Below are 12,237 nucleotides of genomic sequence, written 5' to 3'. Positions count from 1 at the left end.
CAGCAGGTCAGTGGGTCATCGTCCCGGCGTTCAGCATCAGGGTAGCGCTGCGACGCGGAAATCGCGCGCTGTTGACGCGCCCCCGCAGTGCCCGCTTCCCCCAAGGACAATTATCAGTGCAGGTAGATAGCCTGCCGTTTTTCAAAAAATGAAGGTATGGATGAGGTCCCCGACTTTAGCCCCGTAATCCGGCATAGTTTTGAAATGACACCATATCAGTACCAGCCCCTGAACTCCCGTGGACAGAGGGAAACGGACCATTTTGGCCTTGCGAGGGCTGCCGCGTGACCCGTCTGCCACGAAATGGGCCCATCTACTACGTTTAAGCCGCTACCCTCAACCATGGCGAAAACGCAAAAACAAAACTGCAGGTAGAACGCCTGCGATTTTTCATGAAAAGCGGTTATGGCCGGGGGTATCGAGTTAAACGTAGTAGATGGGCCGATTTCGTGGCGGGCGCCGTCGGCCGATCTCCGCGGGCGGAGGAAAACGGATCATTTTGGTCCCGCGAGACTTGCGGAGGCGCTCGTGCAGGGCCGCCCGAACAAAACAATGCCGGTTTACGGGGCTGAGTCACGAGCCCTCAACCATGCCGATATCCGTGAAAATAAAACCGCAGGTAGATGGGCTGTCATTTTGCAGAAAATGAGGCTATGGATGAGGGCTCCGACTTTTGCCCCGTAATCCGACATAGTTTTGAAATGGCATTAAATCGGTAGCAGCTATTTTTCTTTGCCGGGGCGGTCGGTCTTCGGGCAATTACCCCCGCAGGTAGGCGATGGCGATCTGCGTGCGGTTGCGCAGACCCATTTTGGCAAGGATCGAGCTGATGTGGTTGCGCACGGTGCCTTCGCCCATATAGGCGGTGGCAGCGATCTCCTTGTTGTCGAGGCCGCGGGCGATGAGCTCGGCGACTTCGAACTCGCGGTCGGTCAGGCTGGCAAAGGCGGCGGGCCGGCGGGTCGCGCCGGCCTCGACGTCCGCCCCATCAAAGTTGATATCCTCGATCGCCTTACCCTCGAGCACGCGTTTGCCGTCCATGACCTGCGCCAACGCTGGCGGAATGGCGGCGACATCGGTTTTGATCAGATAGCCGCGGGCACCCAGTTTGAGCGCCGACACAATGTACTCGTCATCCGAGAATGTCGTCAGAAACACCACGCGCGCCGCAGGGTCGCGCTCGAGGATCTCGCGTGCCGCCGAAAGGCCGTCGCGCTCCGGCATCTGAATGTCGAGCAGTGCGATATCGGGTGCGTGCTCGGCGTAGAGCGCCAACGCATCGTTGCCGTTGGCGCCGGTGCCCACCACCTCGATCTGCGGCTGGGCGCCCAGGATAATCTTGAGCGAATCGACCACCAAGCGGTCGTCGTCGACAACGATGAGCCTCATCGGTCCCCATCTCCTTGCTGTTTGGGAACGGTGGCAAACACGCGCCAGCCGCCGACGCCGGCGCGCGGACCGGCGGTGAAGGTGCCGCCAAGCGCCTCGATGCGCTCGCGCATGGAGGCGAGCCCCATGCCCTCCGCGGCGCCACGGTCGATTGCTTGGACCCCGCCCACGCCATCGTCGGTAACGATGAGCTGGTAAAACGACGGATGCTCCATGCACCGTACGGTGACAGTATGGGCGCAAGCGTGGCGCATGGTGTTGGAGAGCGCCTCGCGCAGGACCGCCGTAAAGCAGTTCGCGACGTTTGCGGGCGCATGTTCGGTCATAACTTCAAGCTCAATCTGCGGGCCACCGTCCGAGCGCGCGCCTTCAACAATGCGTTCGAGCTGCACGGAAAGGTCGACGGCGTTGTCGTTGAGCGCGTGGACGCTGGTGCGCACAAGCTGGAGCGCCTCGTCAACCGTGCGTTTGACGTCGGCGAAATCGGCGGCGACGCCGGGCTCGTCGGCATGGACCACGCGCAAGGCTTCGGCCTGCAGTGAGGCGCGCGTGAGCTGGTGGCCCACGTTATCGTGGATTTCGCGCGCGATGCGGGCGCGTTCGGCGAGTGTCGCGAGTTCGACTTCGTAGTCCTGGCGGTCGGCAAGATCGCGGTTGCGCGCCTCGAGCGCGAGGGCTCGTTCCTGCAGCTCGTCGCGGGTACGGCGCATGCGCTGCTGCTCGCGCTCCAACTGGGCGGTACGTAGCGACAGCAAGGTGGCGGCAACCGAAAGGATGGCGGTCAGCAGGAGCGTTCGGGCGGTGAGCGCGTCGGCACGAAGGTCCGCGACGAGCGCAAAGACAAAGGCGATGCCAATGCCCAGCACGACCCAGGCATGCTCGCGGCGCACGCGTCGCGCGATGTCATAGAGGGCGAGAGGCGCAAACGGCACAAACGGCGGCACGAAGACGGCCGCGATGATGTAAGCGTAGCTCGCGGCCTCGCTTGTGCGGCACGTGCGATCCTTCTGCGCGAGCTCGGCCATCGAGGTGGTAATAACGCCAAGGCAAAACGCTGCGACCAGGCGAGCGTCCACAGTAAGACCCATCGCGGCCGCAATGCAGCACGCCAGCACAATCGATTTGTCGAAAAGCCTGTTCATACGGGTATTGTACGCGAAGCTGCGCGTGGTGGAGGGGCCGCCTGCGCAACCGTGACATTCCTCCCGCACGGCAAATCGGGGGCGCCGGCGGGCCACGCGACCAAGCCCCGCACTCGTGACAAAGCTCACTGGTGCGCGCCGGCGGCTCCTGCGATGATGCAATCGTACCGGGCCGCAATCAACGGAAGGGCCGCCTCATGACAGACATCGTCCACGTCGAAAACCTCGTCAAGCGCTATGACGACCTTATCGCGCTCGACCACTTTAACCTGAGCATCGCCTCCGACGAGATCTTTGGCCTGCTGGGCCCCAACGGCTCGGGCAAGACCACGTCCATCAACTGTATTCTGCAGCTGCTTGCCTACGACAAAGGCACCATCGAGCTGTTCGGCGAACCCATGACGCCCGCCCGCTATGACCTCAAGCGCCGCATCGGCGTGGTGCCGCAGCAGGTGGCGGTGTTTGACGAGCTCACGGTGCGCGAGAACATCGACTATTTCTGCAGCCTTTACGTCAACGATCGAAAGCGTCGCCGCGCACTGGTCGACGAGGCCATCGACTTTGTCGGGCTGGGCGACTTTACCAAGTTTCGCCCCGGTAAGCTTTCGGGCGGCCTGGCGCGTCGCCTCAACATCGCCTGCGGTATCGCGCACAAGCCCGAGCTCATCTTTTTTGACGAGCCCACGGTGGCGGTCGACCCGCAGAGCCGCAACGCCATCCTGGAGGGCATCTGCCGCCTGCGCGACGAGGGCGCCACGGTGGTGTATACCAGCCATTACATGGAGGAAGTCGAGCAGATCTGCAGCCGCATCATGATCATGGACGGCGGTCGCGTGCTGGCGCAGGGCACCAACGACGAGCTCAAGCGCATGATTCAGATGGGCGAGCGCGTGACCGTCGAGGTAGGCGCCGTCGAGCCAGCCACGGTCGAGCGGCTGCGCGCCCTCGAGCACGTGCTCAGCGTCGAGCTGTCCGGCGGCGAGCTTGTCTGCACCTGCGAGGCGAGCCCGCACAACCTGGTGGACATCCTCGACACGCTGCGCGCTGCCGACGTGGCGCTCGGCCGCGTGTGGAGCGAGCCGCCGACCCTCAACGACGTGTTCCTCGAGATCACCGGCCGCGAGCTGCGCGACTAGGGGGCGGCCATGTTCAACACCATTATCATTACGGTCAAGACGCTGCTGCGCCGGCCGAGCACGTGGGTTTGGGGCGCGATCTTTCCCGTCGCGCTCTCCACGATGTTCATGTTTATGTTTGCGAACCTGAGCTCCGACGGTACGGTCGACCCGGTGCCGGTTGCCGTCGTGGCGGACGAGGCCTGGGACGCCTCAACCTTTAAGGACGTGGCGACGTCGCTTGCCAAGGCAGGCGACGACCAGCTGCTCGATGTGAGCGAGTACGAAGACTTGGCTGCCGCGCACAAAGCACTCAAGGCCGGCGAGGTCGCGGGCATTTACACGGTGGATGCCGCGGGCACGCCCAAACTCACGTTGCTTTCGAGCTATGACAACTCGCGTGCGTCGTCGGTGCTCACTGACCGCAGCATCCTTGAGACGGTGGCAAGCTCGTATACACAAAATGCCGAGCTCATGCGCCAGATTGCCCAGGACAACCCGGTGGCGCTCGCCGACCCGGAGGCGGTTGCGCGCGCCCTGTCGCTCGAGGGCGGCACCCGCCGCGTGAGCCTTACGCGCACCACGCCCGATGGCACAGTCATCTACTATTACGCGCTCTTTGGCCTGGTGGCGATGATGTCTGCCGAGTTTGCCGCCTTGAGCGTCGTCGATCTGCAGCCCAATCTGTCGGGCCTCGGCGCACGTCGCTGCGTGGGCGGTCTTTCCAAGACGGCGTCGCTGGCTGGCATCTTTGTGGGCTCGTGGCTGGTCTCCTTTGCCTCGATGGCGATTGCGATCGGCTACGTGCGCCTGGTCGTGGGCATCGACTTTGGCGGGCGCGAGGGACTGTGTTTGGTGGGCGCCGCCGCTTCCGCGCTTGCCGCCACGGGCTTGGGGCTCTTTGTGGGCACGCTTCCCGTTAAGGGCGGCAAGGCGTCCAAGTCGGGCATCCTCACGGGCTTTGCCACCACGTGCGCCCTGTTCGCCGGCCTCTACGGCGAGCCGGCGATGGCGCTTGCCGACGATGTTGCCCGCGCCTGCCCGGCCGAGTGTTGGTTCAACCCCGTCAAGCTCATCTGCGACATGTTCAACCGCCTGTATTTCTTTGAGGACCTGGGCCCCTTTGCCGTTCGCGCCGGCGCGCTGGTCCTTATGGCGCTGCTGTTCGTTGCCGCCGCCACGCTGATCTTTGGAAGGAGCCGTTATGAGCACCTTTAAGACTGCGCTTCGCATGGCGCTTGCGCACCCGCTCTATCTGCTCATCTACACGGTGTTCATTTCTCTGCTGGGTGTGTTTATCGCGGCATCGGTGAGCTGGAACTCGTCGCAGCTCACCGAGTATAAGCCCTACGATGCCAACGTGATCGTGGTCGACCGCGATGACAGCGACCTTTCGCGTGCGCTTACCAAGCATCTGGGTTCGCGCTTTGAGCTGGTCACGGGCGTCAGCGACGATACGTACAATCTTGCGGACGCGCTTTCTAAGAGCAATAGCGCCAAGGGCAGCGCTGACTGCGTGTTCTTTATCCCGGAGGGGTTTGAGGGCGACCTCGTTGCAGCCGCCCGCGCGGGGGAGTCCCTGCCCAAGCTCGATGTGACCTACGGTGCCGGCACCATGGCGGCGGCGCTCTCGTCTGCCGAGGCCTCGCGCTGGATCTCGCTCGCGGGCGCTGCGGCCGCACTTGAGCCCGCCGCCTCTAACGGCGACGTTGCCAAGGCCGCCGAGCATGCGGCCACCGAGCGTGCCGAGGTCGAGATCGAGCAGGTCAAGGTCGACTCGACTGCCGCCGCCACGCTCGAGTCGTATTTCAACTTCGGCGCGTACGCGATTATCTCGTCGGTCATCGTGTCGGTGGGGTTGGTGTTCTCGGGCATGAACGAGCCTGAGCGCGTGCGTCGTATGGATGCCGGCCCAATCTCCGAGCGCCGGCGCTCGCTTGCCGTGTTTGCAGCCGCCGCCGTGATCACCGTCTGCATCTGGTTTGTGTCGAGCATGATGGGCGTCGTGGGCTTTGCCGGTGCGGTCGCCGAGGTCGGCGCGGGCCGTGTGTGCTTGGCGCTGGCAGCGACGTTTGCCCTGGCGTGCACGCCGCTGGCCGTTGGCTTTGCGCTGTCGAGCCTGGGTGCGCGCGAGGAGCTGCTCAACGGTGTGGGCAACCTGCTCGGCATGCTCATGACGTTTTTGGGCGGCGCCTGGATGCCGCTGTCGCTGATGGGCCCGGCCGTGCAGACGGTGGCGCACTTTGTGCCGACATATTGGGTGAACGACGCGATCGGCAAGGCGCTCGCCTCGGATTTGACGTCCGCCGTGCTGGGCGACATCGCCTGCGACCTGGGCGTCACGGCACTCTTCGCCGTGGCCATCGCCGCCGCGGGCCTCGCCCTCGCACGCGCCAAATCCCGCGCCTAGTCTGAAATAAAGTCCAGACCTCGCCCCAAAATAGTTCGCCAAGGTTTACTATTACGCTCATAAAGTAGTATGAGGCTAACAATGGGGGATACCATGGCAACGCAGGAAGCCTACGTCCAGGTTAAGGATCTCAAAAAGCACTACGGCGACGGTGATGCGCGCCTGACGGTGCTCGACGGCATCGATACGTCCATCAACCGCGGAGAGATCTGCGTCATGCTGGGACCTTCGGGTTCGGGCAAGTCGACGTTTCTTAACCTGATCGGTGGCCTGGAGGATGCCGACGGCGGCTCTATCATGGTGGACGGCTGCGACCTCACGGTGCTCAAACCTACCGACCTGGGCGAGTATCGCCGCCGTGAGCTGGGCTTTGTCTTCCAGTTCTACAACCTGGTGCCCGATCTCACCATCAAGGAAAACATCGAGGTCACGGCACACCTGTCCAAAAAGCCGCTCAACATCGATGACCTGCTGCGTTCGCTGGGTCTCTACGAGCACCGCAACAAGTTCCCGCGCCAGGTTTCGGGCGGCCAGCAGCAGCGCTGCGCCATCGGCCGTGCGCTCGTCAAAAACCCGGGCCTGCTGCTGTGCGACGAGCCCACCGGTGCGCTCGACTATAAGACGTCCAAGGAAATCTTGCAGCTCATGGAGGATGTCAACCGCACCTACGGCTGCACCATCATCATCGTCACGCACAACGCCGCCATCGCCCGCATGGCCAACCGCGTGCTGCGCCTGCGCGACGGACGCATCGTCGAGGATGAGCTCAACGAGTCGCCCGTTGCGGCCGCCGAGCTCGATTGGTAGGCGGCGCCATGACACCTCTCGCAAAACGTCTCCCGCGCGAGCTGCGCCGCAATATCGGCAAGTACCTGGGCATCTTTTTGCTTATGTGCGGAAGCATCGCTCTCACCTCGGGCTTTTTGCTCGCGGCGCATTCCATCGGTTGCCTTATCGACGACATGCGCGATGCGTACACGATTGAGGACGGCCGCGTGACCACCTCCTTCGAGGCCACCAAAGACGAGCTCAAGGCCGCCGAGGACGCGGCCGACGACGTCGGCGGCGTCACGCTCTACAAGAATTTCTCCATCGACGCCATCATCAAAAAGACCGCCGGCGACGACGGCACCAAGCGCACGCTGCGCACCTATGCGCACCGCACCAAGGTCGATATCGCGTCCTACTGTGAGGGCAAGGAGCCCAAGACGGACGATGAGGTAGCCATCGACCGTGTCTTCGCCACCAACAACGACCTCGCCGTGGGCGATAAGGTTGAGCTTGAGGGTCGCGCCTACATCATCTGCGGCATCATGACCCAGCCCGATAGCCAGGCGCTGTTCCTCAACAATTCGGACTTTACGGTGAACACCATCACGTACGGCGTGGCCGAGGTCACCGATGGCGGCTTTGCCGCGCTCGAAGATGCCGGCGGCGCACCCGCCTACACCTACTCCTTCACCTTTACCGATCGCGACCTCCCCACCGCGGACCGCATCGACGCCGAGCAAGATATGGTCGAGGCACTGACCGACGCCGATGCGCGCGTGGACGATCTGATCGACGCCGATTCCAATCAGGGCATTGGCTATGCGCGCGATGACGTGGACGGCGACTCTATGATGTGGATGACGCTGCTCGACATCATCATCGTGATCATGGCGTTCGTCTTTGTGGTCCTTACCGACGCCACCATCGAGGAGGAGAGCGCCATCATCGGCACGCTGCTCGCCAGCGGCTATCGTCGACGCGAGATCGTGCTGCACTACCTTGCGCTTCCCGCTATCGTGGGCGTGGTCGCGGCGCTTTTGGGCACTGCGCTCGGCGTTGTGTTCTTTACCGAGCCCATGCGCAGTCTCTATTACGGTTCGTACAGCCTGCCGCCCTTCCAGGTGTACTGGAGCTGGGAGATCTTTGTGAAGTGCGCCGTGGTTCCCGCCGCCGCGCTCATCCTCATCACGCTGGTGGGCCTGCTTCGCAAGATGGGCAAGACGCCGTTGCAGTTCCTCCGTCACGAGGCGGGCGGCAAGTCGGGCACCAAGCGCGGCCTGCAGCTGCCGGAGCGCATGGGCTTTGTCTCGCGCTTCCGCCTGCGCATCTTCCTGCGTAATCTGGGCAACTTCGCCACGCTTTTCGTGGGCATTGCGTTTGCCTCGCTGCTACTGCTCTTTGGCCTGGCGATTCTGCCCACGATGACGCACTATGCGGACAACCTCGAGACAAGCCTGGTCGCCGAGCACCAGTACACGCTCAAGGCCCCGCTGGAACTCGAGGGCACCGCCGAGGAGCGCGAGCAGTGGTCGGCACTCGAGCGTTTGCAGTCGGTTGACGGCGCACTGCTTTCTGCCGCTCAGGATGCCGATGACGAGCTTGACGACGCGGCCGATGCAGCGCAGGCAGCAGCCGATGCCGCGACCAGCGCTCCGTCTGCCGAGAGCCTGGCCGCGGCGCAGGACGCGCTCGCCAAGGTCCAGGACAAGAAGGATGCGCTTTATGCGCGCCTCGATGACCTTGCCGATGCCCTCGGCTGCGACCGCGACGAGGCTATCGACCTGATCGACAAGGCCTCTAAGATCGACACTGACAACGATGATATCCACCCGGTCAATACGACCGACAACGGCGCGGGCGCAATCGCGCAGGCCGAGAAATATGCCGTTTACCAGTTGCAATACGACCGCGGCGATGGTAATGGGCAGGAGACGATTTCCGTCTACGGTATCTCGCCCGATTCGCGCTACTGGAAAGACCTCAACGTCGGCGACGGACGCGTCGTCTTTGGCGGCGGTCTGCTCGATAAGTTTGGCTGGAGCGAGGGCCAGAAGGTCACGCTCAGCGACAAGTACGAGGACGAGCATTATTCCTTTGAGTACGCGGGCAAGGACTGTGCCTGGGGCTCCAAGTCGGACATGAATATCTATATGAGTATCGACGACTTTAACGAGCTGTTCGGCAACGACGCCACCTACTTTAACGGCTATGTGAGTGACGAGAAGCTCGACCTCGATGCGCGTTACTTTGCCGGCGACACCACGCCCGACGACATGCGCGCCGTGGGCGACCAGTTCATCGGCATGATGAGCAAAATGATCGGCATGATGGTTGGGCTTGCGGTGTTCATCTTCCTACTGTTTATGTACCTGCTGACCAAGGCTGTGATCGACCACAGCGCCCGTTCGATCAGCTACATGAAAGTCTTTGGCTATCGCGATAGCGAGATCTCGCATCTGTACATCCGCTCGATCACGCTGTGCGTGGCGGCGTCGCTCGTGCTGAGCCTGCCGGTCATTATTGGCTCGCTCACGGTCATCTTCCGCTCGATGCTGCTCGCCTACAACGGCAATATCGAGATCTACGTGCCCGCTTGGTCCATGGCGGCGTGCGTGGGCATTGGCTTTGTGACCTACCTGGTCGTGGCGTTGCTGCACATGCGTTCCATCAAACGTGTGGGCCTGGCCGAAGCTCTCAAGGTGCAGGAGTAGCCCCTTATTAGTCGTTGGGGACGTTCTTAAACGACTAGTCGTTGGGGACAGTCTTTGCCGATTCGCCGGCTCGCCGGCCGGACTGGCAAGGACTGTCCCTGGCGGCACTCATTTAAGTCTGTCCCCAATGAGTGGCCCCCAATGACTAGGTGCCGTACTTGACTTTACCTCTGCTTTAACTGGTACCATCCTCTATGTCTGTAACGCCATATAGACCGAGGGGATAGATTTATGACCGCAACTGCACCCGCAGCACCCGCTAAGGTGTACTTCACCAACCTGCGCACGCATGCTCGCGAGAGCCAGCTCGACAAGCTCAAGCGCCTCATCCGTCACGCCGGAATTGAGCAGATCGACTTTGAGAACAAGTTCGTCGCCATCAAGATTCACTTTGGCGAGCTGGGCAACCTGAGCTTTTTGCGCCCCAACTACGCCCGCGCCGTCGCGGATGTCGTGAAGGAACTGGGCGGCAAGCCCTTCCTCACCGACTGCAACACGCTCTACGTCGGTAGCCGCAAAAACGCGCTCGAGCACATCGATACCGCCTATCAGAACGGCTTTACCCCGTATGCCACGGGCTGCCAGATCATCATCGCCGACGGCCTCAAGGGTACCGACGAGGCGCTCGTCCCGGTCGAGGGTGGCGAGTACGTGCGCGAGGCCAAGATCGGCCAGGCACTCATGGACGCCGACATCGTGATCAGCCTCACCCACTTTAAGGGTCATGAGCAGGCCGGCTTTGGCGGTGCCATGAAGAACCTGGGCATGGGAGGCGGCAGCCGTGCCGGCAAGATGGAGCAGCATGCCGCCGGCAAACCGAACGTCGCGACCGAGCACTGCATTGGCTGCCGTGCCTGCGAAAAGATCTGCGCGCACAACGCTATCTCGTTCGACGATACCCGCGAGCGCGAGCTTGCCAGCGGCGCTACTCGCACGGTGCACGTGGCCGCCATCGACCACGATCGCTGCGTGGGGTGTGGGCGCTGCATTGCGGCGTGCAACCAGGACTGCATCAAGCCCGGCTATGACGCCGCGGCCGATGTGCTCAACTACAAGATCGCCGAGTACACGAAGGCTGTCGTCGACGGCCGCCCGAGCTTCCATATCTCGCTTGCTATGGACATCAGCCCCAACTGCGATTGTCATCCCGAAAACGATACGCCTATCGTCAACGACATCGGCATGTTCGCGAGCTTCGACCCGGTCGCCATCGATCAGGCCTGCGCCGACGCCGTCATGGCGTCCGAGCCACTGCCCAACACCGAGCTCACCGATAGCGCGGCCAAGATGGAGCACAACCACGAGCATCTGGAGGGCGAGCAGGCGCACGACCCCTTCTGCATCACGCATCCCGACACCGACTGGCGCGCGTGCATCGCGCATGCCGAGAAGATCGGCCTGGGCACGAGCAAGTACGAGCTCATCGAGGTTAAATAGCGCCTAGATATTGGACAAAACAAGCGCATTTGTAGCGCAACGTTAGCAAATGCCGCTCGTGAGCACAGCGCCCACGGGCGGCATTTCGGAAGTGCGGTGAAAAATCGAATACCGCCGACCACAAACCGTTTTTTGGCAACAAAACCCCTGATAAATTGTTGGTAAAACTGTGGTCTGGTTGAGCTTCCCGCGATTTTCCCCGCACTTCCGAAAACAGGGGGGGTCAGATAAAGCCCCAGACGTTGCTTTTTGCCTAAAAGTACTCGTCGAGGAAGTTGTTGACTGTGTTCCAGTAGAGCTCGGGGTCAACTTGCGCACTCTTGGCGTGGGTGGCGCCGTGGATGGTGAGCTTTTGCTTGACCTTGCTGGCGCACGCGTCGTAGTTTTGGTCGAGCATACTGTACGGCACAAAGGTGTCCTGGTCGCCGTGGATAAACAGCATGGGAACCGTCGCGTGTTTGAGTTGCTCCACACTGCTCGCCTTATGAAAGTCGTAGCCCGCGCGCACGTTGCACACCAAATTTGCTACATCGAGCAAGGGAAAACTGGGCAGGCCGAACACGTCCTTGAGCTGCAGAGAAAACTCGTCCCAAACACTCGTATAACCGCAGTCCTCGATAATGCATTTTACGTTTGCGGGCAGAGATTCCCCCGCGACGTTCATGGCGGTTGCCGCACCCATCGACTCGCCAAAGACCAAGATGCGTGCCTCGGGGTCAGCCTGAACGATCCGCCCAATCCATGCAACGACATCTAGCCGCTCGGGCCAGCCCATGCCGATATAGTCGCCGCCGGAGCGCTCGTGGGCGCGGGCGGCGGGTGCGAGTACGTTCATGCCGCGGTCGTGGAATCGCTTGACGTATCGGGCCATACCGATGGGCTCGTTGGTATATCCATGCAGGCAGACGGCGTAGTCGTGCGTGCTCTCCGAAGCAGCAAAATACCAAGCGGCAAGCTCGGTTCCGTCATCTGCGGTGAGGCTGCTGCTCTCGCGATTCTCTTTAAACCACGCCCGCGCCTCGGTGTCCTCGGCATCCGGCTGCTCACCTTCTTTGTCGTTCTTGCTATCCTGCATCATCTTCATGGTGTACGGCGCTTGGGGGTTCAGGGCAAAGTCAAACAAAAAGTTGCCGGCAAATCCGAGCAGCGCAACGACAGCCACTAGCGCAGCGATGCCGGCTATCTTGAGCTTTCGATGGGAACGTGCGTTTTGAGCCATGCAGTACTCTCCTATAAGATGTTAATACATCAACATTTAATGC

General features: G+C 61.8%; 9 protein-coding genes. 6 read left to right on the top strand and 3 right to left on the bottom strand.

What is annotated here, in order from left to right; translation table 11 throughout:
- Positions 1-759 precede the first annotated feature (759 nt).
- Positions 760-1,389 carry a response regulator transcription factor gene (locus tag AAA138_RS09495; protein ID WP_349090619.1) on the bottom strand — a complete coding sequence of 210 codons (630 nt, stop codon included), beginning with the start codon at positions 1,387-1,389 and terminating at the stop codon, positions 760-762.
- A complete protein-coding gene (locus AAA138_RS09490) occupies positions 1,386-2,531 on the bottom strand; it encodes a histidine kinase (protein WP_349090618.1) in 1,146 nt (381 codons plus the stop codon). Before AAA138_RS09490 ends, AAA138_RS09495 begins: the two co-directional genes overlap by 4 nt.
- A 197-nt stretch (positions 2,532-2,728) precedes the next feature.
- Between AAA138_RS09490 and AAA138_RS09485 the strand changes: the two genes are divergently transcribed.
- From AAA138_RS09485 to AAA138_RS09460, 6 genes are all read left to right on the top strand, one after another.
- Positions 2,729-3,667, top strand: coding sequence for an ABC transporter ATP-binding protein (locus AAA138_RS09485; protein WP_349090617.1), 939 nt, complete (start codon positions 2,729-2,731; stop codon positions 3,665-3,667).
- A gap of 9 nt (positions 3,668-3,676) precedes the next feature.
- Entirely contained in the window at positions 3,677-4,864 is a 1,188-nt protein-coding gene (locus AAA138_RS09480) for an ABC transporter permease (protein ID WP_349090616.1), read from the top strand.
- Entirely contained in the window at positions 4,851-6,056 is a 1,206-nt protein-coding gene (locus tag AAA138_RS09475; RefSeq protein WP_349090615.1) for an ABC transporter permease, read from the top strand. Before AAA138_RS09480 ends, AAA138_RS09475 begins: the two co-directional genes overlap by 14 nt.
- A gap of 93 nt (positions 6,057-6,149) precedes the next feature.
- Entirely contained in the window at positions 6,150-6,863 is a 714-nt protein-coding gene (locus AAA138_RS09470; RefSeq protein ID WP_349090614.1) for an ABC transporter ATP-binding protein, read from the top strand.
- Positions 6,864-6,871: 8 nt separating this feature from the next.
- Complete coding sequence (locus AAA138_RS09465) at positions 6,872-9,538, top strand: FtsX-like permease family protein (protein WP_349090613.1); 2,667 nt, start codon at positions 6,872-6,874, stop codon at positions 9,536-9,538.
- Between the two features lie 231 nt (positions 9,539-9,769).
- Positions 9,770-10,975, top strand: coding sequence for a DUF362 domain-containing protein (locus AAA138_RS09460; RefSeq protein ID WP_349090612.1), 1,206 nt, complete (start codon positions 9,770-9,772; stop codon positions 10,973-10,975).
- 253 nt (positions 10,976-11,228) lie between these two features.
- Here AAA138_RS09460 and AAA138_RS09455 read toward each other — a convergent pair whose 3' ends face one another.
- Complete coding sequence (locus tag AAA138_RS09455) at positions 11,229-12,194, bottom strand: alpha/beta hydrolase (RefSeq protein WP_349090611.1); 966 nt, start codon at positions 12,192-12,194, stop codon at positions 11,229-11,231.
- Between the last annotated feature and the right edge of the window lie 43 nt (positions 12,195-12,237).

The organism is Collinsella sp. CLA-JM-H32B (genome assembly GCF_040098065.1).
Classification (GTDB): Bacteria; Actinomycetota; Coriobacteriia; order Coriobacteriales; family Coriobacteriaceae; genus Collinsella.
This window is presented reverse-complemented; position numbering and strand designations above follow the sequence as displayed.